General features: G+C 68.5%; 24 protein-coding genes and 1 pseudogene. 12 read left to right on the top strand and 13 right to left on the bottom strand.

Annotated features, from left to right (window positions below):
• The coding region (gene trpB, locus VFE83_RS17200; RefSeq protein WP_324908424.1) for a tryptophan synthase subunit beta at nucleotides 1–878 on the bottom strand (878 nt) is incomplete at its 3' end.
• A gap of 75 nt (nucleotides 879–953) precedes the next feature.
• On the opposite strand from trpB, the gene VFE83_RS17205 reads away from it, so the two are divergent.
• Nucleotides 954–1,838 carry a LysR family transcriptional regulator gene (locus VFE83_RS17205; protein WP_324908426.1) on the top strand — a complete coding sequence of 295 codons (885 nt, stop codon included), beginning with the start codon at nucleotides 954–956 and terminating at the stop codon, nucleotides 1,836–1,838.
• 101 nt (nucleotides 1,839–1,939) lie between these two features.
• On the opposite strand, the gene VFE83_RS17210 is transcribed toward VFE83_RS17205, so the two are convergent.
• The 8 genes from VFE83_RS17210 to prmB all read right to left on the bottom strand — a co-directional run bounded on the left by VFE83_RS17210 (nucleotide 1,940) and on the right by prmB (nucleotide 10,979).
• Nucleotides 1,940–2,614 (bottom strand): phosphoribosylanthranilate isomerase, encoded by a 675-nt coding sequence (locus VFE83_RS17210; protein ID WP_324908428.1) that lies wholly within the window; start codon nucleotides 2,612–2,614, stop codon nucleotides 1,940–1,942.
• Between the two features lie 90 nt (nucleotides 2,615–2,704).
• A complete protein-coding gene (gene truA, locus VFE83_RS17215; RefSeq protein ID WP_324908430.1) occupies nucleotides 2,705–3,538 on the bottom strand; it encodes a tRNA pseudouridine(38-40) synthase TruA in 834 nt (277 codons plus the stop codon).
• 103 nt (nucleotides 3,539–3,641) lie between these two features.
• The gene (locus VFE83_RS17220; protein WP_324908432.1) at nucleotides 3,642–5,537 is read right to left on the bottom strand and encodes a FimV/HubP family polar landmark protein; all 1,896 of its coding nucleotides are present in this window, start codon (nucleotides 5,535–5,537) and stop codon (nucleotides 3,642–3,644) included.
• Between the two features lie 102 nt (nucleotides 5,538–5,639).
• Complete coding sequence (locus tag VFE83_RS17225; protein ID WP_324908435.1) at nucleotides 5,640–6,665, bottom strand: aspartate-semialdehyde dehydrogenase; 1,026 nt, start codon at nucleotides 6,663–6,665, stop codon at nucleotides 5,640–5,642.
• A gap of 67 nt (nucleotides 6,666–6,732) precedes the next feature.
• Nucleotides 6,733–7,092 (bottom strand): NIPSNAP family protein, encoded by a 360-nt coding sequence (locus VFE83_RS17230; protein WP_324908437.1) that lies wholly within the window; start codon nucleotides 7,090–7,092, stop codon nucleotides 6,733–6,735.
• A 54-nt stretch (nucleotides 7,093–7,146) separates the two neighbouring features.
• Nucleotides 7,147–8,172 carry a D-glycerate dehydrogenase gene (locus VFE83_RS17235; RefSeq protein ID WP_324908439.1) on the bottom strand — a complete coding sequence of 342 codons (1,026 nt, stop codon included), beginning with the start codon at nucleotides 8,170–8,172 and terminating at the stop codon, nucleotides 7,147–7,149.
• The gene (gene aroC / locus VFE83_RS17240) at nucleotides 8,165–9,268 is read right to left on the bottom strand and encodes a chorismate synthase (RefSeq protein WP_324908441.1); all 1,104 of its coding nucleotides are present in this window, start codon (nucleotides 9,266–9,268) and stop codon (nucleotides 8,165–8,167) included. Before aroC ends, VFE83_RS17235 begins: the two co-directional genes overlap by 8 nt.
• A 766-nt stretch (nucleotides 9,269–10,034) precedes the next feature.
• Nucleotides 10,035–10,979, bottom strand: coding sequence for a 50S ribosomal protein L3 N(5)-glutamine methyltransferase (gene prmB, locus VFE83_RS17245; RefSeq protein WP_324908443.1), 945 nt, complete (start codon nucleotides 10,977–10,979; stop codon nucleotides 10,035–10,037).
• Nucleotides 10,980–11,073: 94 nt separating this feature from the next.
• Between prmB and VFE83_RS17250 the strand changes: the two genes are divergently transcribed.
• On the top strand, nucleotides 11,074–11,715 hold the full coding sequence (locus VFE83_RS17250) for an SCO family protein (RefSeq protein WP_324908444.1): 642 nt from the start codon (nucleotides 11,074–11,076) through the stop codon (nucleotides 11,713–11,715).
• A 150-nt stretch (nucleotides 11,716–11,865) separates the two neighbouring features.
• Entirely contained in the window at nucleotides 11,866–12,711 is an 846-nt protein-coding gene (asd, locus tag VFE83_RS17255; RefSeq protein WP_324908446.1) for an archaetidylserine decarboxylase, read from the top strand.
• 3 nt (nucleotides 12,712–12,714) lie between these two features.
• Here the strand turns inward: asd and VFE83_RS17260 are convergent, their stop codons facing one another.
• From VFE83_RS17260 to VFE83_RS17270, 3 genes and pseudogenes are all read right to left on the bottom strand, one after another.
• A complete protein-coding gene (locus VFE83_RS17260) occupies nucleotides 12,715–13,350 on the bottom strand; it encodes a lysoplasmalogenase (protein ID WP_324908448.1) in 636 nt (211 codons plus the stop codon).
• Nucleotides 13,351–13,370: 20 nt separating this feature from the next.
• Nucleotides 13,371–14,021: a DUF6891 domain-containing protein gene (locus VFE83_RS17265; RefSeq protein ID WP_324908450.1), complete on the bottom strand. Its 651-nt coding sequence runs from the start codon at nucleotides 14,019–14,021 to the stop codon at nucleotides 13,371–13,373.
• Nucleotides 14,022–14,112: 91 nt separating this feature from the next.
• Nucleotides 14,113–15,669: pseudogene (locus VFE83_RS17270) on the bottom strand (transglycosylase SLT domain-containing protein).
• Between the two features lie 202 nt (nucleotides 15,670–15,871).
• Here VFE83_RS17270 and VFE83_RS17275 point away from each other — a divergent pair.
• From VFE83_RS17275 to VFE83_RS17300, 6 genes are all read left to right on the top strand, one after another.
• Nucleotides 15,872–17,413, top strand: coding sequence for a helicase HerA-like domain-containing protein (locus VFE83_RS17275; RefSeq protein ID WP_324908452.1), 1,542 nt, complete (start codon nucleotides 15,872–15,874; stop codon nucleotides 17,411–17,413).
• A 36-nt stretch (nucleotides 17,414–17,449) separates the two neighbouring features.
• Complete coding sequence (locus VFE83_RS17280) at nucleotides 17,450–17,947, top strand: copper resistance protein NlpE (protein ID WP_324908454.1); 498 nt, start codon at nucleotides 17,450–17,452, stop codon at nucleotides 17,945–17,947.
• Between the two features lie 85 nt (nucleotides 17,948–18,032).
• The gene (greB, locus tag VFE83_RS17285) at nucleotides 18,033–18,533 is read left to right on the top strand and encodes a transcription elongation factor GreB (protein ID WP_324908456.1); all 501 of its coding nucleotides are present in this window, start codon (nucleotides 18,033–18,035) and stop codon (nucleotides 18,531–18,533) included.
• Between the two features lie 64 nt (nucleotides 18,534–18,597).
• On the top strand, nucleotides 18,598–19,074 hold the full coding sequence (locus tag VFE83_RS17290; protein WP_324908458.1) for a phage tail protein: 477 nt from the start codon (nucleotides 18,598–18,600) through the stop codon (nucleotides 19,072–19,074).
• Nucleotides 19,075–19,078: 4 nt separating this feature from the next.
• A complete protein-coding gene (locus VFE83_RS17295) occupies nucleotides 19,079–19,576 on the top strand; it encodes a GNAT family N-acetyltransferase (RefSeq protein WP_324908460.1) in 498 nt (165 codons plus the stop codon).
• A complete protein-coding gene (locus VFE83_RS17300; RefSeq protein ID WP_324908462.1) occupies nucleotides 19,576–20,856 on the top strand; it encodes an MgtC/SapB family protein in 1,281 nt (426 codons plus the stop codon). Before VFE83_RS17295 ends, VFE83_RS17300 begins: the two co-directional genes overlap by 1 nt.
• Before the next feature lie 491 nt (nucleotides 20,857–21,347).
• On the opposite strand, the gene rimO is transcribed toward VFE83_RS17300, so the two are convergent.
• The gene (gene rimO / locus VFE83_RS17305) at nucleotides 21,348–22,697 is read right to left on the bottom strand and encodes a 30S ribosomal protein S12 methylthiotransferase RimO (RefSeq protein ID WP_324908464.1); all 1,350 of its coding nucleotides are present in this window, start codon (nucleotides 22,695–22,697) and stop codon (nucleotides 21,348–21,350) included.
• A 137-nt stretch (nucleotides 22,698–22,834) separates the two neighbouring features.
• On the opposite strand from rimO, the gene VFE83_RS17310 reads away from it, so the two are divergent.
• The 3 genes from VFE83_RS17310 to VFE83_RS17320 form a co-directional block, all read left to right on the top strand.
• Nucleotides 22,835–23,503, top strand: a complete 669-nt coding sequence (locus VFE83_RS17310; RefSeq protein WP_324908466.1) for a dienelactone hydrolase family protein — start codon at nucleotides 22,835–22,837, stop codon at nucleotides 23,501–23,503.
• Entirely contained in the window at nucleotides 23,500–23,925 is a 426-nt protein-coding gene (locus tag VFE83_RS17315; RefSeq protein WP_324908468.1) for an HIT family protein, read from the top strand. Before VFE83_RS17310 ends, VFE83_RS17315 begins: the two co-directional genes overlap by 4 nt.
• A 7-nt stretch (nucleotides 23,926–23,932) precedes the next feature.
• A partial coding sequence (locus VFE83_RS17320; protein ID WP_324908470.1) for a 5-oxoprolinase subunit B family protein occupies nucleotides 23,933–24,432 on the top strand: 500 nt, incomplete at its 3' end.

Below are 24,432 nucleotides of genomic sequence, written 5' to 3' on the forward strand. Positions count from 1 at the left end.
ACGTAGGTGCGGTTGCCATGCAGCACGCCTGGACGCCCTGCCGCGATCGAGGCGGCATGGCGGCCTGTGTTGATGCCATCACCGGCCGCTTCGGCGCCGACGATTTCGACCTGGCGGTCGTTGAGGAAGGCATGGAACAGGCCGATCGCGTTGCTGCCACCGCCCACGCAGGCCGTGATCGCATCCGGCAGCCGGCCGTACTCGGCCAGCATCTGTTCGCGCGCTTCGCGGCCGACGATGGCATTGAAATCGCGCACCATGCGCGGATACGGGTCCGGGCCAGCCACGGTACCGATGATGTAGAAGGTGTCCTGCACGTTGGTCACCCAGTCGCGCATCGCTTCATTGAGCGCATCCTTCAGGGTCGCCGAACCGGAGGTGACCGGCACCACCGTCGCGCCGAGCAGCTTCATCCGGTAGACATTGATCTTCTGCCGTTCGATGTCGGTGGCGCCCATGTACACCACGCACTCCAGGCCCAGGCGTGCGGCAACGGTGGCGCTGGCGACGCCATGCTGGCCGGCACCGGTCTCGGCGATGATGCGCGTCTTGCCCATCCGCGCCGCCAGCAGCGCCTGACCGATGATGTTGTTGATCTTGTGCGCGCCGGTGTGGTTCAGGTCCTCGCGCTTGAGCAGGATGCGCGCGCCGCCCACTTCGCGGCTGAGGCGCTGCGCGAAATAGATCGGGCTGGGACGGCCGACGTAATGCGCCAGGTCGGCGTCGAAGGCCGCATTGAAGGCCGGATCCACCCGGGCCGCGTCGTAGGCGGCGGCCAGCTCCTCCAGGGGACCGATCAGGGTCTCGGCGACGAATCGGCCGCCGTACCGGCCGAAGTGGCCGTGGGCGTCGGGATAGGCGTGGAAGTCGGTGGCCATGTGGTCACTTTATCCAACGCGGCCACCATCGAACATGCATAAAATCGGCGCAACCTGTCAGGAAAACTCACAGACATGAGCCGCGACCTGCCACCGCTCAACGCCCTGCGCGCCTTCGAGGCCGTGGCCCGGCTGGAGAGCGTCACCCGCGCCGCCGAGGAACTGCACGTCACCCACGGCGCGATCAGCCGGCACCTGCGCACGCTGGAGGAGAGCCTGGGCACACCGCTGTTCGCACGCGAGGGCCGGGGACTGGCACTCACGCCAGCCGGGCACCGCCTGCACGAGGCGGCGGATGCGGCCTTTGCCCCGTTGCGCCGGGCGTGGGCCGACCTGCACCGCCGCGTGCAGCAGGCGCCGCTGGTGCTGGGTTGCCCGGGGAGCCTGCTGGCGCGCTGGATGATCCCGCGCCTGGACCGGCTGGCGCGGGAGCTTCCCGACCTCAGGCTTCATCTCTCGCCCAGCGAGGCCCCACCCGATGCCGGGCTCACCGGGCTGGATGCGGCGCTGCTGATCGCACAGGCGCCCTGGCCGCCGGAGTGGCAAGTGCACGAACTCGCGCCGGAACGCATCGGCCCCGTCGTCAGTCCGCGCTTCACGGGTTTCGAGCAACTGCGCAAAGCGCCGGCACGCGCGCTGCTGGAACTGCCGCTGCTGCACACCACCTCGCGTCCGCAGGCGTGGCGCGACTGGGCGGGGCGGTCGGGCCTGGATGCGGAAGGGCTCCGCCTCGGCACCGGTTTCGCGCATCTTTACTACCTGCTGGAAGCGGCGGAAGCCGGACTGGGCGTGGCGATCGCGCCTGAACCGCTGGTCGCGGAGGACATCGCGAGCGGACGACTGGCCGCGCCGTGGGGCTTCGTTGAAACGGACGGGCGCTGGGCGCTATGTGCGCCCCGCCGACATCACGACCCGCAGGTGGAGCGGCTGGCCGGATGGTTGCGCGCGGAACTGGCATGAGGGTGAGAAACCGCCCGCTGTCATCCCCGCGAAGGCGGGCCACATGACCGCATTACACAATCAGGAGAGCGGCCACCGAATGACAGGCCGCAACCCGACGATCAATCGTCGCTGATGCATGGATCCCCGCCTTCGCGGGGATGACGGCCCTGGTGATCCGCGCGCCGCACTTCCTCGACGAAGCGCCGCATCTTTGCCGCGTCCTTCTCGCCCGGCGCGGCCTCGATGCCGCTGGACACGTCGACGCCCCACGGATGCACCGCTTCGATCGCGTCGAACACGTTGTCCGGGCCGATGCCACCGGCCAGCAGGAAGGGCCTGTCGAGCGACGAAGGAATGCGCGACCAGTCGAACGTGCGCCCGGTACCCCCCGCGCCGCCACGGACATGGCTGTCGAGCAGGAACGCAGCCGCATCGGAATGACGCGACCACGCATCCGCGGCCACGTCGCCGCCCATCGCAACGACCTTCCAGTACGGATGGCCGAACGATGCGCAGAACGTCGCGTCCTCCTCGCCATGGAACTGCAGCACGTTCGGCTGGACCTGATCGAGGATCGCGCGCACTTCGTCGCCCGTCTGGTCCATCACCAGCGCGACGGCACCGATCTGCGCAGGAATGCGTGCACGCAGCGCGCGCGCCTGCGCCAGATCCAGGCGGCGCGGGCTGCGGGCGGCAAACACCAGGCCGATGAAATCGGCGCCGAGGTCGACCGCAAAGTCGACGTCTTCCGCGCGGGTCAAACCACAGAACTTGATGCGAGTGCGTGCGGACATTATTCGGATGTGAGGATGGACAACCGCAGGAGCCAGCTTGCTGGCGACTCATGCCAGTCGCCAGCAAGCTGGCTCCTACGAAAGCGCAGCCTACAGGGAAACTTCGCCTGGCAATCCCCACTCGGCCGGATAGCGCGGCGCCAGGAAATGCAGCCCCGTGGGCGGCGCCGTCGGACCTGCAACCGTGCGATCGCGGCCGGCCAGCAGTTCGGCGATCCAGCCTTCGGGCTGCTCGCCGCTGCCGACCATCAGCAGGCTGCCGACGATGTTGCGCACCATGTGGTGCAGGAAGGCATTCGCCTGCACCTCCACCTCGACCACGTCGCCGTCGCGCGTGACGCGGATCTCCTGCAGCTCGCGCCACGCATGCGGCGACTGGCAATGCACCGTGCGGAACGCCGAAAAGTCGTTCTCGCCCAGCAGCACCTGCGCGGCGCGATGCATCGCGTCGGCATCCAGCGGTCGCCGCTCCCAGCTCAGGTATTGCCGGCCGAGCGCCGCGCGCACCGGACGGTTGAGGATGCGATAGCGGTAGCGGCGCGCACGCGCCGAGAAGCGCGCATGGAAATCGCCCGGCACCGGCCGGCACCAGCGCACCGCGATCTGTGGCGGCAGGCGGCTGGTTATGCCGAGCATCCAGCTGCGTGGCTCACGCACGGCAGTGCTGTCGAAATGCACCACCTGACAGACGGCATGCACGCCGGCATCGGTGCGTCCGGCACAGATGGTTTCGACCGGGTGTCCGGCGACGAAGGAAATCGCGTTTTCCAGCGCGGCCTGCAGCGTTTCCTCGCCTTCGCGCTCCGGCTCGCCGTGCTTGCTCAGCCGCTGCCAGCCGCAGAAGCCGCTACCGTCGTATTCCACGCCCAGCGCAAAACGCTGCGACGCGGGCGTGTCATCGGATGCGCGCTCCACTGTTTCCATTCACCTGTTGCCAGTGCGGACAACGTAGCACCCGGACCGAGTGATCGGTCGTGGCTCGTTGCTCCGCGCTGCAGACCGGACGGACTTGCCCGGTCTGCATGGGTCACTCCAGTTCCTGCAGCATCCGCGACGCCTGCTGCCGCGCCATCAGGTCACCGTTGATGACGACTTCGCTGAGCAACTGGCGGGCGCTTTCATGATCGCCCAGGTCGATGTAGGCGCGCGCCAGTTCCAGGCGCTCCTGGCCGGGCTGCGTGGCCAGTGTCGGTTCGGCGTACTGGCCGCGGCGGCCGTTGCCGGAGGCGACATGCCATGCCGGCGCGATGGGCGCCGCCGGTGCTTCCGGCGCGACGGGACGGGTCGGAGCCGGCTGCGGCGTCAGCTCGAATGCCGGTTCTTCGCGTACCGGCGGTGCCGGGGGCGCCGTTTCCTCGATGGCGTCGGGTTCGCCGGCCAGCATCGGCTCGGGCTCGGGCCCGCGCACGGACTCGCGCTCAGGCTCGGCAAACGCATCGGCGATCGACGGGGCCGCGGCCGCACCTTCGACCGGGGCGCGGAACACCGGCTTGGACGGACGACGGCGCCACAGCAAACCGCCGACCAGCGCCAGCAGCAGCGCGCCGCCGGCGACGATCCACGGCAGCGCCGAGCCGCCGGGCTGCGTCGCGGCTTCGTTGCTCTGGGCCAGCCGGTGCTGCGCGGCGGCCAGCTCGCTGTCCTTCATCGAGATCAGCTGGTCCTGCTTCTTCTGCAGTTGTTCCAGTTCGGACACGCGGCTCTTGAGTTCGCGGATCTCGGCCTCGCGGGCCGCCATGGTTTCCTGGGTCGTCTGCAGTTCCTGTCGAAGCATTTCACCCTCACCGCCGGCATTGATGCCGGACCGGTTCCCCGCCTGCGTGGCGCGACTGGCGCCGGGCGGGACGATTTCCAGACGAGCGTCGGCGGTGGCGGTGCCACCGACATCGCCCGCACCACTGCCCACAGCGCCCGCGGCGGGGGTCGCAGCACCACTGGCGGCCGCGGCGACGATGCCGCCTTCCATTGCCGGCTGCGGCACCGCGCGGCGCGCATCGCGCCACTGCTGCATCTGGCTGGCGACCAGACGCCGGGCCTGCCCGGAGTCCACGCTGGCCAGTTCTTCGCCGGCCGGGATGTCGAGCACCGCGCCGGCCTTGAGTCGATTGATGTTGCCGCCGATGAAGGCGTCGGGATTGGCGCGCAGCAGCGCGATCATCGCCTGGTCCAGGCTGACGCCGTCGCCGCGCATGCGGCTGGCGATCCCGGACAGCGTATCGCCGCGGCGTACGGAGTAGTCCCCGTCCATCTCGCCCAGGCTGGGCACAGGCGAAGGCGGCGGCGTGGCGACGGCGACCTGCGCCGGGGCTGGTTCCGGCTCCGGCTGTGGCGTGGCCGGCACGGTGTCCGGATCGTTCTCGGCGACCGCCTCGGGCTCGCCCTCGGGCGGGGCCTGGACGGGCGGCGGAGCGGCTTCCGGCTCGACCGGGCGTTCGATGGTGTTGGGCGCGGAGACGACGGTCTCCTCGATGGCCGGCTGCATCGGAGCCGACACCGTGCGCGGTGCATCCACGAGCGCGGCATATTCGCGGACCAGGCGGCCCTGTCCCCAGTCCACCGAGACCAGGAAGGTCAGCAGCGGCTCGTTGACCGGCTCCTGGCTGGTGACGCGGATGACCGGATTGCCGGCCGCGTCCAGGGCAGAGGTGAACTGCAATTGGGCGACCACGCCCATCGGCGGCTGCAGCCCGACGCGGGCGAAAACCAGCGGCGAGGCCAGTTCGGCCTGCAGGTTCTCGAGTTCGGCGGGATCACTGGTGACGATCGGGATCTCGGCCAGGAACGGCTGACCCAGCCGCGACTTGACCTCGATCTGCCCCAAGCCCAGCGCCGATGCGGCGCTGGTGGCCAGGGCCAACGCCAGCCCCAGCGCGGTCCGCGCGTAGCGTCTGGCGTAACTATGTCTGACAACCTGTTGTTTCACTTCGGATCCCTGCCCTTCCCCCGGGGCGCGACTCTAGCCGCCGCGGGGTCCCGGGGCAATGAAGACCGCCGCCGACTGCGACGCCGGCGGCGGATTGGCGGCTCAGCCGCGCTCGGCCAGGACCAGCTCCGCCAGCTGCACCGCGTTCAGCGCGGCGCCCTTGCGGATGTTGTCCGAGACGATCCACAGGTTCACCGCACGCGGGTGCGAGTAGTCGTCGCGGATGCGGCCGACGTACACCGGGTCGTTGCCCGAGGCGTGGGTCACCGGGGTCGGGTAACCGCCCGCCTTCGGCTCGTCCACCACCTCCACGCCCGGTGCCGCGAGCAGCATCTCCCGCACCTGCGCGGCGCTGATCTTCTCGCGTGTCTCGACGTTGACGGCCTCGGAATGCCCGTAGAACACCGGCACGCGCACCGCGGTGGGGTTCACCTGGATGCTCTCGTCACCGAGGATCTTTCGGGTTTCCCAGACCAGCTTCATCTCTTCCTTGGTGTAGCCGTTGTCCTGGAAGTCGTCGATGTGCGGAATGAGGTTGAAGGCGATCTGCACCGGGAAGCGTTCCGGCTGCGGGTCCTGGAAGTTCAGCAGCGCGCCGGTCTGCCGGCCCAGTTCCTCCAGCGCCGAACGGCCGCCGCCCGACACCGACTGGTAGGTCGCGACGTTGATGCGTTCGATGCCGGCCTTGCGATGGATCGGCGCCAGCGCGACCAGCATCTGCATGGTCGAGCAGTTGGGGTTGGCGATGATCCCGCGCGGACGGTTCTTCACCTGCTCCGGGTTGACCTCCGACACCACCAGCGGCACGTCGTCGTCGTAACGGAAGGCCGAGGAGTTGTCGATCACCACCGCCCCTGCCGCGGCGAACTTCGGCGCGTATTCCTTCGAGACGCTGCCGCCGGCCGAGAACAGCGCGATGTCGACCTTCGACGGATCGAACGTCGCCAGGTCCTCCACGATGAGTTTTTTCCCGCCGAACTCGATCTTCTCGCCGGCCGAACGTGCGCTGGCCAGCAGGTGCAAGTTGCCAATCGGAAATTTCCGCTCGGCGAGGATGCGCAGCATCGCGTCGCCCACGGCGCCGGTCGCACCGACGATGGCCACATTGCAGGAGTTCTTGGCGTTCATTGGTTCCTTCTTGTCGTGGAGTGATCACCCGCGCGGACCATTCCGGCGGGGTGTTGCTTGGAATCCGTCAGGCGGGCCCCGCCACGGCGCCGGCATTGGCGCGCCGCAGGTCGTCGATGGCCGCGGGAGACAGCCACAGTACCGCATCCAGGTAGGTCTCGATCATGGCCAGCACATGCTCGCGCGGACCTTCGCGCCATTCCGGCGAGGCGTAGAATGCGTCCTGGCACGCGTTCAGATCGGCCAGGTCGTCGTAAGCGCGCACCAGCACGTAGGCCTCCAGCGAATGGGGCGATGGACCAAACGCGACCACGTCGTGCTGCCAGCGCTGCAGCATCGGCACGGCCTGTTCGACGAAGGCGCGATGGAACGCGGCGCGCGCACCGGGCTTGAGCTGGTAGGAGCGGATCTGGACGAGGCGGGACATGGGCGACCCGAGGGCTATGAGGAAACGCGCCGGAATTATCCGGCAGGCGGCGCGTCAGGCGCCGCGTTTGAGCCCGGGTTTGGCCTGCGCCAGCGCAGCCGCGTTGATCGGCGTCGGCGGCCGGCCGGCATCGGGACCAACGCCCAGCGCGGCCGTAAGGTTGTCCACCGCCAGCGCCACCATGGCCCGCCGCGTGGCGAGGCTGCCGCTGGCGATATGCGGCGTCAGCACCACGTTGCGCAACGCGAGCAGGCGCGGATTGACGGCCGGCTCGCCTTCGTAGACGTCCAGGCCGGCCGCGGCCAGGCGCCCGCTGCCCAACGCGTCGGCCAGCGCATCCTCGTCGACGATGCCGCCGCGCGCGATGTTGGTCAGCGTGGCGGTGGGCTTCATCTTCGCCAGCGCGGCGGCGTCGATGAGGTGATGCACCTGCGGCGAATACGGCAGCACCAGCAGCAGATGGTCCGCCTGGGCCAGCAGCGTGTCGAAATCGACATACCCGGCGCGGCACTCGCGCTCCAGAGATTCCGGCAGGCGGCTGCGGTTGTGGTACAGCACGCGCATGTCGAAGCCCGCCGCACGCCGGGCGATGCCTTGGCCGATGCGCCCCATGCCGAGGATGCCGAGCGTGGCGCGGTGCAGGTCCATGCCGAGCATGGTCTCGAACGACCACTGCCGCCATTGCCCGTCGCGCAGCCAGCGTTCGGCTTCGGTGATGCGGCGCGCGGCCGCCATCATCAGCGCGAAACCGAAATCCGCGGTGGTTTCGGTCAGCACGTCCGGGGTGTTGGTGGCAAGGATGCCCGCGTCCGTAAGCGCCGCGATGTCCAGGTTGTTATAGCCCACGCCGACATTGGCGATGGCGCGCAGACGTGGAGCGCCCGCCACTTCCGGCGCGCCGATGCGATCGTTGAGCGTCACCAGCGCACCGTCGCACGCCGCCAGCGCGGCCGCGATCTGCGCAGGCGCGTGGCGCGTGACCTGCGCCGTTTCTACGACGTCGAAATACTCGCGCAGTCGCCCGACGACATCGGGAAACAGCGGCTGCGACACCCAGATGCGCGGCCGCGCTTCAGTCATCGGCGTGCGCGGGAATGCGTGGCGAAACCTCGCCCACGTCACCGCACTGCGCGCGATGGCGCAGCGCCTGGTCCATCAGCACCAACGCGACCATCGCCTCGCAGATGGGCGTGGCGCGGATGCCTACGCACGGGTCGTGGCGGCCGGTGGTGATCACTTCCACCACGTTGCCCTGCGTGTCCAGGCTGTCCACCGGCAGCCGCAGGCTGGAGGTCGGCTTGAACGCGACCGAGCAACGCAGCGGCTGGCCCGTGCTGATCCCGCCAAGGATGCCGCCGGCGTGGTTGCTGGCAAACCCCTGCGGCGTGAGCTGGTCGCGGTGATCGCTGCCCTTCTGCGGTACGACCGCGAAGCCGTCGCCGATCTCCACGCCCTTGACCGCGTTGATGCTCATCAGCGCGGCGGCGAGTTCACCGTCGAGCTTGCCGTAGATCGGCTCGCCCCAGCCCGGCGGCAGGCCGGTGGCAACGACATCCACGCGCGCACCGACCGAATCGCCGGACTTGCGCAGCGCGTCCATGTACAGCTCGAGCTCCGTGACCTGCCGCGTGTCGGGCCAGAAGAACGGGTTGCCCTCGACCGCGGAGAGGTCGAAACCGTGCGGCACGATCTCGCCCAGCTGCGCCAGATAGCCCTGCACGTGCACGCCGTACCGGTCGGCCAGCCACTTCTTGGCGATCACGCCCGCTGCCACGCGCATGGTCGTCTCGCGCGCCGACGAACGCCCGCCGCCGCGGGGATCGCGGATGCCGTATTTCTGCCAGTAGGTGTAGTCCGCGTGCCCCGGTCGGAACTGGTCGGCAATCTTCGCGTAGTCCTTGCTGCGCTGGTCGGTGTTGCGGATCAGCAGTGCGATGGGCGTACCGGTGGTCACGCCCTCGTACACGCCGCTGAGGATTTCCACCTCGTCGGCTTCGTGCCGCTGCGACGTGTGGCGCGTGCGTCCGGTGGCGCGGCGTTCGAGGTCGTGGCGGAAGTCCTCCGGCGCGATGGCGATGCCGGGCGGGCAGCCATCGACGACGCAGCCGATGGCCGGGCCGTGGCTTTCGCCGAAGGTGGTGACGGTCAGGAGCTTGCCGAAGCTGTTGCTGGACACGGAGTGATGCGCGCCGGACGGGGAGCACGTGACTGTAGCAAGGCGGGATGGTTGCTGCTGGAACGAAGGGAGGCGGTTCGCCAGAAGACTTCGTCGACCCTGCTGCGCCGATCGAGACGCCCTGCGTCCCTCTTCCGGCATTGCGCGCCACCTCCCACGAAGAGGAAGGAAGCGGCTGTGGATCGGCGCATCGGCCGTGGGGACCTTCCTGCCCGGTGTTGTTGCTGTTGCTGTTGCTGTTGCTGTTGCTGTTGCTGTTGCTGTTGCTGTTGAACAGCCGAACACGCCGCTAGACCCGGAGGGCGCCGCACATGGATGTGCGGCGCTAAGCAAGGAGGCACGGATGCCGACTTGCGGGGCACCGACTCCTTTCCCGATCATGGGATTGCTGTGTCGGGGAAGACCCTTTCTTTTGGTTACTTTTCTTTGGGTCAGCAAAGAAAAGTGACCCGGCCGGCTTTAGACGGGCGGAAGCTGTGGCTGTGGCTTCTAACGTGACCAGTAAAGCGTGGAAAGTCCCTGGATCCCCGCCTTCGCGGGGATGACGAGAAAGAGCGACGCCTGACGAGCAAGAGCGACGGGGCAAGAGCGGCGAGCAGGGGCAACGGCAACATGGATCCCGGCTTTCGCCGGGATGACGGGCAAGCACGGTAGCCATCGGTGTCAATAACGCACGATGTCGTCAACGAGCAGATGTCCCCAACGATCACTCGTACTCGCCCGGTCACGCCGCACGCATCGCCCCCAGCGGACGCGACCCGCGGCCTCAGCCGCGCGCGTCCGCCAGCGCCTTTATCTTCCCGTGATGCTCGACCAGATCCGAGCGCTCCACCACGAAGATGCCCATCTGGCCGACCTTGAACTCCACCCACGCCATCGGCAGTTCCGGCAGCAGCTCGACCAGCGCCCGCTCGGCCTCGCCTACCTCGCAGATCAGCAGGCCCTGTTCGCTCAGGTGCTCCGGCGCATCGCGCAGGATCTTCAGCGCCAGGTCCAGGCCGTCGAAACCGGCGCGCAGGCCCAGTTCGGGCTCATACGAGTATTCCTTCGGCAGCGCGTCGGTCTCGTCGTCGGTCACGTAGGGCGGATTGGTGACGATGAGGTCGTACACCTCGCCCTGCAGGCCGTTGAACAGGTCCGACTTGCGCAGCGTAACGTTGTCGGCGTGCAGACGCGCCTTGTTTTCGTGGGCCAGCGACAGCGCCTCGTCGTTGATGTCCACGCCATCCACCTGCCAGTGCGGGTGGTAGTGCGCCGTGGCGATGGCGATGCAGCCCGAACCCGTGCACAGGTCGAGCACGCGGTTCACCTCACGCCCCCCCAGCCAGGGCTCGAAGCCGGCCGTGATGAGTTCGGCGATCGGCGAACGCGGCACCAGCGCGCGGTGGTCGCTCTTGAAGCTCAGGCCCGCAAACCACGCCTCGCCGGTCAGGTAGGCGGCGGGCACGCGCTCGGCGATGCGGCGCTCGAACAGGCCCAGTACCTTGGCCTTCTCGTCCGCGGTAACACGCGAGTTGCCGTAGACCGGGCTAAGGTCGTGCGGCAGGTGCAATGCGTGCAGCACCAGCTGCGTCGCCTCGTCCAGCGCGTTGTCGTAGCTGTGGCCGAAGGTCAGGCCGGCCTCGTTGAAGCGGCTGCCGCCATAGCGGATCAGGTCGATGATCGAGACCTGCTCGAACTGGACGGTCTGGGGGTTCGCGGAGCCGGTCATGGCGGGGCCTTGCGGGGTGCGGCAATGGGGCCGGCGATTATACGGGCCGCCGCCCGGTATCATGCCCGCGCATCCCGAAGGCCCGCCGATACCCATGTTCAACCGCACCACGGTCCTGATCCTGATCGCCGCGCTGGCCGCGGCCCTCGGCCTGTGGGCCGCGCAGCACTTCTTCGCCCCCTCCGCGGAATCCTCGCTGCCCGCCACGCGCGCCGTGCGGCTGTTCTCGCCGCCGCGTGAGCTGCCGGCATTTTCGCTGCGCCAGTCCGACGGCACCGCGCTGGTGCCCGGCGAGCTGAAGGGCCACTGGACGCTGGTGTTCCTGGGCTTCACCCATTGCCCGGACGTGTGCCCGACCACGCTGGCCGAAATGTCCAAGGCGCAGAAGCAGTGGGCGGCGCTGCCGGAAGCCACGCGTCCGCGGCTGCTGTTCGTCTCGGTGGATCCGGAGCGCGACACGCCGGACCGCATCGGCGAATACGCGCATGCCTTCCATCGCGACACCCTGGCCGCGACGGCCGACATTCCGGCGCTGGAGACCTTCGCCAAGTCGCTGAGCATGGTGTTCGCCAAGGTACCGCCGCCGGAAGGCATTCCGGCCGACCAGTACAGCGTCGACCACAGCGCCTCGATGGCGGTGCTGGATCCGCAGGGCCGCATGGCCGGCCTCGTGCAGCCGCCGTTCGATCCGCTGGCGATCGCCGCGGACATGACGGCGTTGACCAGGAGCAAGTGAAGAGAGGAGAGGAGTGAGAAACGAGTGGATGCGTCCTGTCTTCACCGTACCGGCTCGTTCTTCACCACACACTCGCCCTCCTCGACCCCGGGGCACTGACCCCCTCGCCTTCACTCGTTTCTCACTCCACTCTTTTCTCTCCACTCGCCGATGAGCCTGGTCACCGCACTCACCTACGTCCTTCCGCACCGCCTGCTGTCGTCGATGGCACGCTCGCTGGCCTATTCCGACAAGCCCTGGCTCAAGCAGTGGCTGATCGATGCGGTCACGCGCCGCTTCGGCGTGGACCTGGACGAGGCTGCCGAATCCGATCCCACGCGGTATCCGACCTTCAATGCGTTCTTCACCCGTGCCCTGAAACCCGGCGCGCGCGTGGCCGACGCCGATCCGCGCGCGCTGGTGATGCCGGCCGACGGCCATATCAGCCAGTGCGGCCGCATCGACGGGGACGGACGCATCTTCCAGGCCAAGGGACAGTCGTTCACCGCCGTCGAATTGCTCGGCGACGAAGCCGCGGCCGAGCCGTTCCGCAACGGTCTGTTCGCCACGGTTTACCTGTCCCCGCGCGACTACCACCGCGTGCACATGCCGTGGACCGGCACGCTGCGCGAGACGGTGCACGTGCCGGGTCGCTTGTTCAGCGTCGGCACCGCGGCGGTGGCGCGCGTGCCGCGCCTGTTCGCGCGCAACGAGCGGCTGGTGTGCCACTTCGATACCGACTTCGGCCCGATGGCCTGCGTGATGGTCGGTGCGCTGCTGGTGTCGGGCGTGGAAACCGTGTGGAGCGGTGTGGAAATTCCCGCTTACGGCGACCGCATCAACCGAAAGGATTACCGCGGGCGCGGCATCACGCTGGAACGCTTCGCCGAGATGGCGCGCTTCAACTACGGCTCCACCGTGATCGTGCTGTTGCCACCGGGTGTGGCGACGCTGGACGCGAAACTGCACGCCGAGTCGCCGGTACGCCTGGGCGAGAAGCTCGCCACGCGCACCTGAGCCTCACTCGCGCGCCGGCGGTGCCGAGCGCGCGAGTCCCCACTGCGCCAGCCAGTAACTGGCCAGCACCGCCGCCGAGGCCGCGGCAAACGGCGTGACGAAGCGATCCCACGCCAGCAGCGCATCCGACAACACGAAGCAAGCGCCACCCCAAGCCGCGCTTGCGCTCGCGGCATCGCGATGACGCCACCACACCGCCAGTGCCTGCGCGGCCATCACCGCCAGCACCGCCACGTAGACGACCACCGGCGGCCGCAGCGCTTCAGGCAATCCGGGCCACAGCTGCGACAGCACCCCGCCGGCGACCAGCGCGTACACCGCGAACGGCCACGCCGCCGCGAACCAGCCGCCACGCTGGCGCAGGGCCAGCAGATAGGCGACGTGCGCGATCAGGAAGCTCGCCAGACCCGGCACGAATGCATCCATCGGCAGCATCAGGAACACGTCGCCCAGTGTCGACAGCAGCAATCCGGCGAGCAGCCAGCCGCGGTAACGCGGCAGCGCCGATGGCGTGCACCACACCGTCCACGCGATCAGCAGCGTCGTCAGCGGCTTGCAGAGCCAGTGCAGCCACGGCATCGCGGGCCAATAGGCTCCCGCGATGGCCAGCAGCGCGGACAGCGCCACCGCAATACTCATGAACCGCATCCTGGTGCTGCTCACAGGGCCAGCCTGCGTTGCCAGTTCAGCGGCACGTGGATGCGCTGGTTCCAGTCGCCGCTCCACTCCACGCGAAGTCCCGTCGCGGCGATCGCGTCGGCAATCTGTTGCCCGATCGACAACGCCGCGGCCTCGCCGTCCTCCACCGCGCCGTAGTTGAGCCACAGGCCACCGCCGTCGATCGCACGCTCGGTGTCCTGCATATGGAAGAACGCGTAGCCGCGCACCTCGCTGCCGCTCTCGCGCGCCGCATCCATCTCGTCGCCGATCTCGGCTGCGCCGCAGGTGCCGCAGCAGGTGAAGTTCTGGCGACATACCACGCCCTGCGATTCCAGCGTGGCGAAGGCCTGTTCCAGCCGGTCGTGGTCAGTCAGCGCGGGCCAGTCGGCGGATTCGGCACGGTACGCGGCGATCCCCTCATCGAGGATGCGCTGCGCGCGCTTGCGCTGCAGCGCTTCGCCGTGTGGTTGCGCGTCCACCACTTCCAGCGCGCGGCCGACGATCTCGTCCACCGGCACGTAGCCGCCGCGCAGGTCGCTGACCACATACCCGCGCAGTTCCTCGACCAGTTCCTCGATCTTCTGTGCGTCCGCCTTCGGCGGCGCGCCATCTCCGCGCCGGAACCATCCGGCGATCATGTTCCATGCCATGCCCCACCCCTGCCGCCCCTTCGACCAGGCAAGCATCCGCTGTCCGGGCGCGACGCTCAACGGTGCGGGCCAACTGGCCCGACGGACGGCCTCAGCCCTCGCAGCCGTTGAGCTTGAGCGTCTGCCCCGGGCGGATCGCGAAGCGCGGCGCCTTGATCTTGTTGACCTTGGCCAGGTCGCCCGTATCGCACTGGAACTTCTGCGCGATCTGCGTGAGCGTCTCGCCGCGCTTGACGGTGTAGGTCGACGGCCGGTTGGACCTGGCCGGCTTCGCACGCGGCGCGCTGGCGACGACGACGCCGTCCGAGCCCGTGCCGGCGCTCTCGGCTTCGTACACGGCATCGTCGTCCGGGACCGGCGTCACCGGGCCGGTGCGTACGATGGCCGACGCGGCATCGCTGGTCACCAGCGTGTGCGCCAGTTGCGCGCGCTCGCCCTGCACGCAGTGGCGGTTGTACAGGCCGACGATCCTGGTGGTCGCGCTGAGCGTGGTGCCGGCCGGCAGCCAGGCGTCGGCCTAGTAGCGCGGATTGAGATTGCGCAGCGCGCGCATGAAGCCGTCGCGCGTGCCGCCGTTGCCCAGGCAGATGGTCAACTCGTAGATCGAGCTGGGCTTGACCAGCCGCAGCGGCGCCGGGCGCGCATCCACCTTGGGCAGGGTCAGGCCGTATTCCTTGGGGTGCAGAAACAGCCACGCCGCGGCGATCACCATGGGCACGTAGTCGCGCGTCTCGGCGGGGAACTGGTTGTAGACCGATTCGTCCCAGAAGTTCCGCCCGCCCGTGCTGTTGTACACGCGCTGTGCGCGGCCCTCGCCGCCGTTGTACGCGGCCAGCGACAGTTCGATGCTGCGGTTGAGCACGCCCAGCCGTTCGTTGAAGTACTCCGCCGCGGCCATCGCTGACAGGCGTGCGTCGTAACGCGTGTCGAAGCCGCTGCCGTCGTCGCCCAGGCCGAAGCGGCGGCCCGTGTGGTACATGAACTGCATCGGCCCGGCGGCGCCGGCGCGCGAGGTCGAATGCACGCGGCCGTTGGATTCCTTGGCCATCACGCCGAACAGCAGCGCCTCCGGCAGACCGGCGCGCTGGAACTGCGGCCACATGGTCTGGCGCAGGTACTGGTAGTTCTCGAACGTGTCCATCAACGCCGGCCGCATGTCGGTAAGCCAGCGGCGGATGCCGGCCTGCACGGCCGGGTTGTACTGCACCATCTTCACGAACTGCTGGCCGTCGTCGCTGAGCAACGCGGCGGCGCGCGCGGCTTCGGGCACGTCGGCGGTAATGCTGCCGGCGCCTTCGTCCGCGTTGTCCTCGGGCACCTCGTCGCCGGCGGCGACGTCGGCGTTCTGCTTGAGCAGACGCTTGTAGGCCGTGAGCATGGTCGTCGGCGAGCAGCCCTTCTGCTTCACGCAGGCCGCCATCACGTCTTCCATGTCCTCCAGCGCGGCATCGACTTCGGTGCGGCCGGCGGGGTCGGCATTACCGATCTTCACCAGCCCCTCGCGATACCGCGTTTCCGCGGTGCTCATACGCTGGTTCAGCGCATCGACCGCGGCCTGGTCGCGCTTGGACAGCGCGTGAGCGTCGGGCATCAGGACGACGAGGCCGAGCGCGAGCAGCGCGGCGGAAGAACGTGCAAATACGGGCATGGACTGCAATACGGACGCGCGGGGACGCCGCAGCGTATCGCCGTGGCGCGAGGCGGGGCAAGCGTTCGTGCGCGATCCGCCCGGATGTGCGCAGTGCCATCGGCCTTGGCATGATCGGATGCCGGGCCGGCACGCCGCTGCGCCCATTCACGAACGCCCCATAGAATCGCCGCACTCACCGCAACCTCCTTCCGGACCGGACATGGACTCCAGCACGCGCACCATCCTCGTCGGCAAGGCCGTCACCACGCCGGCCTCGCTGCCCGAATCGCAGGGCCATGTGGTCCTGCTGCCGAAGTTCGGCAACCGTCACGGCCTGGTGGCGGGCGCCACCGGTACCGGCAAGACGGTGACGCTGATGACGCTGGCCGAAGGCTTCTCGCGCCTGGGCGTGCCGGTGTTCCTGGCCGACGTGAAGGGCGACGTGGCCGGGCTGGCCGCGGCTGGGGCGGACAACGAGAAGCTGGCCGCGCGCGTGAACGAGATCGGGATCGACGGACATCGCCAGGAAGCCAACCCCGTCGTGTTCTGGGATCTGTTCGGCAAGCTCGGACATCCGGTCCGCACCACCGTCAGCGAGATGGGTCCGACGCTGCTGTCGCGTGTGCTGGAACTCAACGACACGCAGTCCGGCGTGCTCGACATCGTCTTCAAGCTGGCCGACGACCGGGGCCTGCTGCTGCTCGACCTGGAAGACCTTCGTGCCCTGCTCGGCCTGGTCGCCGCCGAACGCAAGGACATCTCCACCAGCTACGGACTGGTCAGCGCGCAGTCGATCGGTGCGATCCAGCGCGCGTTGCTGCGTCTGGAGCAGGAAGGCGGCGAGATGTTCTTCGGCGAACCCGCGCTAGAGCTGGCCGACCTGATGCGCACCACGCCCGACGGCCGCGGCGTGGTCAACATCCTCGCGTCGGAGCAGTTGATCCTGAAGCCTCGGCTGTATTCGAGCTTCCTGCTGTGGCTGCTGTCCGAACTGTTCGAAACGCTGCCTGAAGTGGGCGACCTGGAGCAGCCGAAGCTGGTGTTCGTGTTCGACGAGGCGCACCTGCTGTTCGACGACGCACCGCCTTCGCTGCAGCAGCGCGTGGAACAGGTGGTGCGGCTGATCCGCTCCAAGGGCGTGGGCGTGTATTTCTGCTCGCAGTTCCCCGACGACGTACCGGACGAGATCCTGGGCCAGCTCGGCAACCGCGTGCAGCACGCGCTGCGCGCCTACACGCCGCGCGACCAGAAGGCGGTGAAGACCGCGGCGGAAACCTTCGTGCCCAATCCCGCGCTCGACGTCGCGCAGGCGATCTCGCAGCTCGGCACCGGCGAAGCGCTGGTATCGACGCTGCAGGAAAAGGGCGTGCCGATGCCGGTCGAGAAGACCCTGGTCGCACCGCCGCGCTGCCGCATGGGCGCCATCACCGAAGCCGAACGCGCTCAGGTGCGGGCCGGCAGTCCGGTCGGTCACAAGTACGACCAGCGCATCGACCGTGACTCCGCGGCGGAGATGCTCGTCCAGCGTGCGCAGTCCGCGGCCGAACAGGCCAAGGCGCCGCCGGCGCGCACGCGCGAGCAGGACGAAGCCGAGGAAGGCGGGTTCGGCCAGGCCGTCAAGGACGCGGTGTTCGGCACGAAGCGCCGCCAGGGCATGGTCGAAACGATGGCCAAACAGACCGCCCGCACCGTCGGCAACCGCATCGGTCAGCAGATCGTGCGCGGCATCCTCGGCGGACTGTTTGGTGGCAAGGGGCGCTGAGCCCTCACGAATTTCTTAGTGCAAGGAGCACACGACATGCGCATGCGCAACGCGATTCCCGTTTCCCTCACGCTCGCGGCGATAGTGCTGCTGACGCTGGCCGGCTGCAAGCCGCAGGCACCGGCCGAAAGTCCCGCGCCGGCCGTCGCACCCGCCGCAACCGTGCCATCCGTCCCCGTTACCGACGAAGCGCGTCCCAAGGCCGCTTTCGACACCAAGGCCTTCGCCGGCACGTTCACCGGCACCCTGCCCTGCGCGGATTGCCCCGGCATCGACACCCGCCTCGTGCTTGCCGCCGACGGAACCTACGCGATCACCGAGTCCTACCAGGAACGTTCGGCGCCGGAACTGAAAGGCGACGGCACGTGGACGGTGGAAGAGAACGACCAGCGCCTGCGACTGGACCCGAACAGCAAGTCCGAGAACGACCGGTTGTTCGCGATCCTCTCGCAGGACGAGATCCGCCAACTCGACACCGAAGGCAAGCCGATCGACAGCACGCTGCCGTACAACCTGAGGCGTTCGGCGCAGTAAGGCCTAGCCGTCGCCCCGGCGAAGGCCGGGGCCCAGGCCCGTAACGCATGGCCGAACCCACTACAAGCAACAACCGGAGTACCGCATGGGTCGCTGGCGACCGCCTCCCGAAAAAAGCACCGCGCTGATCACGCGCGAAGGCCACGATCGGCTCAAGGCCGAACTGGACGAGTTGTGGCGCGTGAAGCGTCCCGAGGTGGTCAAGGCACTGGCCGCAGCGGCGGCGGAGGGCGACCGTTCCGAAAACGCCGAATACACCTATCGCAAGAAGCAGCTGGCCGAGATCGACCGGCGTGTGCGCTACCTGAGCAAGCGCGTGCCTGCGCTGCGCGTGGTGGACAGCGCGCCGAGCGATCCGGAGGCGGTGTTCTTCGGCGCGCGCGTCGAGGTGGAGAACCTGGCCACTGGCGAATCGCAGCGTTACCGCATCGTCGGCCCGGATGAAACGGACGCCAGGAGCGGCTGGATCAGCATCGATTCGCCGCTGGCGCGCGCGATGCTCAGGAAACGGCTCGACGACGAGTTCGAAGCGATGCTGCCAGGCGGTGCCGCGCGGTTCGTGATCGCCGACGTCGCCTACGACTGACGACGAAGTCCGGTAAGCGGCGCGCGCCGCGTTGATCCCGTCGTCAGACCACTGGAACGACGCCATGCCGCTACCGGATTCAGCTTCACTCCAGGGCCGGGCCGATCCCTACCGCGATTTCCGCTTCCGCGTGAAATGGGACGGCCGCATCGTCGCCGGCGTGCACCGTATCAGCGGGCTGCGCCGCGTGGCGGAGGTGGTGGAGTACCGCGACGGTGGCGACGCCGGTCCGGTGCACAAGTCGCCCGGCCGCATCGATTTCGAACCCGTCACCCTGGAACGCGCGATCACGCACGATCTGGAATTCGATGCGTGGGCACGGCAGTCGAACGGCGCGGACACGACCGCGCTCGCCCGGTTGCGCCGCGACGTAACCATCGAGGTGGACAACGCGCAGGGTGCGCACATGGCGACCTTCCACGTGCATCGATGCTGGGTCAGCGTGTACGAGGTGCTGCCTGGCCTGGATGCGCTGGACGGCGCGGCCATCGAACGCCTGACATTGCAGAACGAGGGCTGGGAACGCCAGGTTGCGCCCTAGCGCCATGGACGACATGGCCACGTCGTTCGTCCTGCGCGACGTACGGCAAGGCGATGCGGCCGCGATCAGTGCGCTGGTCACGGGCTTGAGCGAACGCTGGATCGCGCCCGACTGCACGCCGGATGGCGCGTCGATCCTGCTTGCCTCGATGGGTGTGGAGGCTACCGCGGAACGGTTGCGCGGTGATGGCTACCGATACGCCGTCGCCGAACTCGACGGGCAACTGGTCGGAGTGGCCGCGTTGCGTCGCCCCGCGCACCTCTATCACCTGTTCGTGCTCGGGCACGGGCAACGCGGAGGTTTGGCGCGACGCCTATGGGATCGCGTTCGCGTGCATGCTGCGCCAGATGAACCCACCACGGTGAACGCTTCCGTGTGGCAACGACCACTTATCTGCGGCTCGGATTCGAGCCTCCCGGCGAGGAACGGTTCGAGCGCGGCATCCATACATGCCGATGCGGTGGCATCCGGAATGACGGCGGAACACGCGTCGCTGTTGTAGTGTCTGGCTACCGCCGCTCCGCGGCACGCATGGACGATGCGCTGGACACGAACCCGCAAGGCCTGCTCACCGCGCTCGCCATCGGCCTGCTGATCGGCGTGGTGCGCGAGCGACACCATCTCGACGGAACGACCACGGTGGCCGGCGTGCGCACGCACGCGATGGTCGCGGTGGCCGCGGCCGTCGCCGCGAATCTCGGTGCGGCGGTGCTTGTGGCGGTGGTTCTGGCGGTGGGCGTGCTGGCCTTGGCCTCGTACATGCGCACGCGCGAGGGCGACCCGGGCCTCACCGGCGAGATGGCGCTGCTCGTCACGACCATGCTCGCGGCGCTCGCGCAATCCGACGCTTCGACCGCGGCGGGACTGGGCGTGGTTAGCGCCGTGCTGCTGTTCGCCAAGCAGCCGCTGCGGCGATTCGCGCGCGACATCGTCAGCGAGCGCGAAGTTCACGATGCCCTGCTGCTGGCGGCCTCGGCGCTGATCGTCCTGCCCCTGCTGCCCGACGAGGCAGTGGACCCGTGGGGCGTGCTGGTTCCTTCGAAGTTGTGGAAGCTGGTCGTCCTGGTGATGGCCGTCGGCATGCTCGGCCACATCGCCCTGCGCACCGTGGGCGCACGCTGGGGCCTACCGGTGGCCGGGTTCTTCTCGGGGTTTGCGTCCTCGACCGCGGCCGTCGCGGGCTTCGGCCAGCGCACCCGCGACGAACCGGGCCTGACGTCGACTGCTGCCTCCGCCGCGCTGCTCGCGAACTTCGCGTCGCTGCTGTTGCTGATCGGCATCCTCGCTACTGCGGCACCCGCGCTGCTGCGCGTCAGCGCCTGGCCACTGGCCGCCGCGGCGGGCGCATTGGCTGTTTCCGCCGCCGTGGGCCTGCACCGCTCGCGAGAACAGCCCTCATTGCCGCGCGAACCCGCGGCGCGCGCATTCAAGCTCAGCCACGGCCTGCTGCTGGCCGCGATCATCGCGGTGGTGCTGGTGCTGTCGGCTTGGCTACGCAGCCTCTTCGGCGACGCCGGCGCCCTGGTCACGGCGATGCTGGTGGCCTTGGCCGAACTGCACGCAGCGGCGGCGAGCATCGCGCAGTTGTCCGCTACTGGCGGCCTCACCCTCACGCATGCGCAATGGGGCATCGCGGGCCTGCTCGCATCCAGTGCCATCGCAAAGGCCGTGCTGGCCTTCGTCAGCGGCAACCGGCGGTTCGCGCTGCATGTAGCAAGCGGCCTGACCGCCATGGCTGTCGCGTGCGCCGCGGTGACGGCGTGGGTGGTGCAGGCGGGTTGAAGCTCGCAGCGATGCTGATGAGCGCGGGTAAAGCGTGGAAAGTCCATGGATCCCCGCCTTCGCGGGGATGACGGCTCAGAAGCGTGGCGGCCGCTGATTAAGGGTCTGGCTTTGGCTTTGGCTCCGGCTTCGGCTGTCGCTATTGCTATTGCTGTTGAACAGCCGAGCACGCCGCTAGACCCGGAGGGCGTCGCACATGGATGTGCGGCGCATAGCAAGGAGGCAGGGATGCCGACTTGCGGGGCCCCGACTCCGTCTCCGGTCATGGGACTGCTGTGTCGGGGAAGACCGTTTCTTTTGGTTACTTTTCTTTGGGTCAGCAAAGAAAAGTGACCCGGCCGGCTTTAGACGGACGGAAGCTTTGGCTTTCGTCGTTCAAACGCACCGCGGAAGCGTGCAACGTCCATGGATCCCCGCCTTCACGAGGATGACGAGCAAGAGCCCGATTGCAGAGCGCCGGACGCGTCCCGGTGAGACGGCCTCACCGGACCTCAATCGTCGAACGCCACCTCACCGAACAGATCATGCTCATCGCTGCCCATGATCTCCACGTCGACGAACTCGCCAGGCTTCAGCCCGGCCATGAAGCCATTCTGGATCTGCACCAGACCGTCGATCTCCGGCGCGTCGTACATCGAGCGCGCAATCGCCAGCTCGCCGTCCAGCGCATCGACCAGGCAGCGCTGCGTGGTGCCGACCTTCGCCTCCAGACGCGCAGCTGAGATGTCGGCCTGGCGCTCCATGAAGCGCGCCAAACGCTCCTGCTTCACTTCTTCCGGCACCGCATCGGGCAGCGCGTTGGCTGTGGCACCCTCGACTGGCGAGTAGGCGAACGCGCCGACGCGGTCCAGCTGCGCCTCGTCGAGGAAGTCCAGCAGCTCCTCGAACTCGGCGTCCGTCTCGCCCGGGAAGCCGACGATGAACGTGGAGCGGATCGCGATGTCCGGCGCGATGCCGCGCCAGCGCTGGATGCGTTCCAGCGTCTTGTCGACCGCGCCCGGACGCTTCATCAGCTTGAGGATGCGCGGGCTGGCGTGCTGGAACGGGATGTCCAGGTACGGCAGCAGCTTCGGCATGCCGTTCGCGCCGGTTTCCGCCATCAGCGGAATGATCTCGTCCACGTGGGGGTACGGATAGACGTAGTGCAGGCGCGTCCAGATGCCCAGCTCGCTCAGGCCTTCGCACAGCGCCTTCATGCGGGTGGGGTACTCGCGACCACGCCACGTGCGCGGCGCGTACTTCACGTCCACGCCGTAGGCGCTGGTGTCCTGCGAGATCACCAGCAGTTCCTTCACGCCGCCCATCGCCAGCTTCTCGGCTTCGCGCAGCACCTCATCGACCGGGCGCGACACTAGGTCGCCGCGCATCGACGGAATGATGCAGAAGCTGCAGCGGTGGTTGCAGCCTTCGGAAATCTTGAGGTACGCGTAGTGCTTCGGCGTCAGCTTGACGCCGGTGGCGGGCACCAGATCCAGGAAGGGATCGTGCTTGGGCGGCAGCGCCGCATGTACGGCGCTCATCACGCTGCCGTAGTCCTGCGGGCCACTGATCGACAGCACGTCCGGATGCGCCTGGCGGATCTGCTCGGGCTTCTTGCCCAGGCAGCCGGTGACGATGACCTTGCCGTTCTCCGCGATCGCCTCGCCAATGGCGTCCAGCGATTCGGCCACCGCCGAGTCGATGAAGCCGCAGGTGTTGACCACGACGACGTCGGCGTCGTCGTAGGTCTGCACGATGTCGTAACCCTCCACGCGCAGCTGGGTGAGGATGCGTTCGGAGTCGACCAGGGCCTTGGGGCAACCGAGGCTGACGAAACCGACTTTGGGATTGGCGAGGGACATGCAGGTACCGGCGACGGAGGAACAGGCGCGGCCGCCGTCCGGGGTCGGGACGGCGGGCGGGCATATGGAAGGCTGCGGAGTATACCGCCGGGGCTAGAATCGACCTGCCCCATCCCCCGCTGAAACTGAACAGAACCATGGCCCACTGGACCGATCTGGACACCCCGCACGGCCCCGTCCGCGCCTGGCGCGCGGAACCGGGCGGCCCCTCGCGCGGCGCGGTCATCGTGCTGCAGGAGATCTTCGGCGCCAATTCGCACATCCGGGCGGTGACGGAACGCTTCGCCGCGGCCGGCTTCATCGCGCTGGCGCCGGCGCTGTACGACCCGATCGCGCCCGGCATCGAGCTGGACTACGACGAGGCGGGCACCCAGCGCGGCGGCGCGCTGCGCAACGAACTGGGCTTCGACCGCGCGGTGGACATCGTCTCCACCGCCGCCGACGAACTGCACCGCGAAGGCCTGCGCGTCGGCGCCGTCGGCTTCTGCTGGGGCGGCAGCGTGGCGTTCCTGGCCAACACGCGGCTGGGCCTGCCGGCCGTGTCGTATTACGGCGCCCGCACCCTGCCCTTCCTCGACGAGCCGCTGCGCGCGCCGATGATGTTCCACTTCGGGCAAGGCGACAGCAGCATTCCGGCGGAAGCTGTCGAGCAGCACCGCCAGAAGCAACCGCGCGCGACGATCCACGTCTATCCCAACGTGGGTCACGCGTTCAATCGCGACGTCGACAACCACGTGTACGACCCGGCCACGGCGGAACTCGCGTGGCGCCGCACCCTCGATTTCCTCGAAGAGAGCCTGCGATGAACCGCGCGAACAACCACGGCGGCTGGCAACTGCACGCGCAACTGGCGCAGGACACGCATCCCGTCGCGCACCTCGGGTTGAGCGAGTTGCGCCTGATGGATGATGCCAACCATCCGTGGCTGATCCTGGTGCCGCGCGTCGTCGACGCGGTGGAACTGGTGGACCTGGACGATGCGCAGCAGGCGCAACTGCTGCAGGAGATCAACCTGGCCTGTCGCGCCCTGCGCGCGCAGTTCAAGCCGCACAAGCTCAACGTGGCGGCGCTGGGCAACGTAGTGTCGCAACTGCACGTCCATGTGATCGCGCGGTTCCAGGACGACATCGCATGGCCGCGGCCCGTGTGGGGCACCGCGACCGCCCAGCCGTACACGCCCGAGGCGCTGGTCGCGCGCATCCAGCAACTGCAGTCGGCGCTGGGCTGATCGCGCGTTGCCGTCGCCGCATCCACCCGAATGCGAATTCGAGCGGCTGGCCGACGACGCCTGGCTGCTGCGCTTCGGCGATCGCATCGACCCGGAGTGCAATGCATGCGTGCATGCAATGGCCGCCTGCATCCGCGCGGCCGATCCGGCCTGGCTGCGTGCGCTGGTGCCGGCGTTCGCGAGTCTGGGCGTGTTCTTCGTGCACGACGCGGACCCCGAAGCCGTACGTTCGGCGCTGCAGGAACGGCTTGCTGCCACACGCGGTGCTGCTGCGGCTCGCATCGGTTCGACCCGGACGGTGGAGATTCCCGTCGCCTACGGCGGAGTGCATGGGCCGGACCTGACCTCGTCCGCGGCCGAGCTGGGCATCGCACCGGATGAGCTGATCCGCCGCCACAGCAGCGGCGACTACGCCGTGGCGATGATTGGTTTCGCGCCCGGCTTTCCCTACCTGTCCGGACTGGACCCGGCACTCGCGCTGCCGCGCCTGGCCACGCCGCGCGCGCG

Origin of the sequence: Lysobacter sp., assembly GCF_035655815.1 — a bacterium.
GTDB lineage: Bacteria > Pseudomonadota > Gammaproteobacteria > Xanthomonadales > Xanthomonadaceae > Lysobacter_J.

Excerpts from the sequence above, each read along its gene's own strand:
- VFE83_RS17265 (WP_324908450.1), bottom strand. The coding sequence starts at position 14,021 with ATGGCATGGAACATGATCGCCGGATGGTTCCGGCGCGGAGATGGCGCG.
- truA (WP_324908430.1), bottom strand. The coding sequence starts at position 3,538 with ATGGAAACAGTGGAGCGCGCATCCGATGACACGCCCGCGTCGCAGCGT.
- VFE83_RS17275 (WP_324908452.1), top strand. The coding sequence starts at position 15,872 with ATGGACTCCAGCACGCGCACCATCCTCGTCGGCAAGGCCGTCACCACG.
- VFE83_RS17210 (WP_324908428.1), bottom strand. The coding sequence starts at position 2,614 with ATGTCCGCACGCACTCGCATCAAGTTCTGTGGTTTGACCCGCGCGGAA.
- VFE83_RS17230 (WP_324908437.1), bottom strand. The coding sequence starts at position 7,092 with ATGTCCCGCCTCGTCCAGATCCGCTCCTACCAGCTCAAGCCCGGTGCG.
- asd (WP_324908446.1), top strand. The coding sequence starts at position 11,866 with ATGAGCCTGGTCACCGCACTCACCTACGTCCTTCCGCACCGCCTGCTG.
- VFE83_RS17295 (WP_324908460.1), top strand. The coding sequence starts at position 19,079 with ATGGACGACATGGCCACGTCGTTCGTCCTGCGCGACGTACGGCAAGGC.
- VFE83_RS17260 (WP_324908448.1), bottom strand. The coding sequence starts at position 13,350 with ATGAGTATTGCGGTGGCGCTGTCCGCGCTGCTGGCCATCGCGGGAGCC.
- VFE83_RS17280 (WP_324908454.1), top strand. The coding sequence starts at position 17,450 with ATGCGCATGCGCAACGCGATTCCCGTTTCCCTCACGCTCGCGGCGATA.
- VFE83_RS17250 (WP_324908444.1), top strand. The coding sequence starts at position 11,074 with ATGTTCAACCGCACCACGGTCCTGATCCTGATCGCCGCGCTGGCCGCG.
- VFE83_RS17205 (WP_324908426.1), top strand. The coding sequence starts at position 954 with ATGAGCCGCGACCTGCCACCGCTCAACGCCCTGCGCGCCTTCGAGGCC.
- VFE83_RS17225 (WP_324908435.1), bottom strand. The coding sequence starts at position 6,665 with ATGAACGCCAAGAACTCCTGCAATGTGGCCATCGTCGGTGCGACCGGC.
- greB (WP_324908456.1), top strand. The coding sequence starts at position 18,033 with ATGGGTCGCTGGCGACCGCCTCCCGAAAAAAGCACCGCGCTGATCACG.
- VFE83_RS17235 (WP_324908439.1), bottom strand. The coding sequence starts at position 8,172 with ATGACTGAAGCGCGGCCGCGCATCTGGGTGTCGCAGCCGCTGTTTCCC.
- rimO (WP_324908464.1), bottom strand. The coding sequence starts at position 22,697 with ATGTCCCTCGCCAATCCCAAAGTCGGTTTCGTCAGCCTCGGTTGCCCC.
- VFE83_RS17315 (WP_324908468.1), top strand. The coding sequence starts at position 23,500 with ATGAACCGCGCGAACAACCACGGCGGCTGGCAACTGCACGCGCAACTG.
- VFE83_RS17310 (WP_324908466.1), top strand. The coding sequence starts at position 22,835 with ATGGCCCACTGGACCGATCTGGACACCCCGCACGGCCCCGTCCGCGCC.
- VFE83_RS17290 (WP_324908458.1), top strand. The coding sequence starts at position 18,598 with ATGCCGCTACCGGATTCAGCTTCACTCCAGGGCCGGGCCGATCCCTAC.
- prmB (WP_324908443.1), bottom strand. The coding sequence starts at position 10,979 with ATGACCGGCTCCGCGAACCCCCAGACCGTCCAGTTCGAGCAGGTCTCG.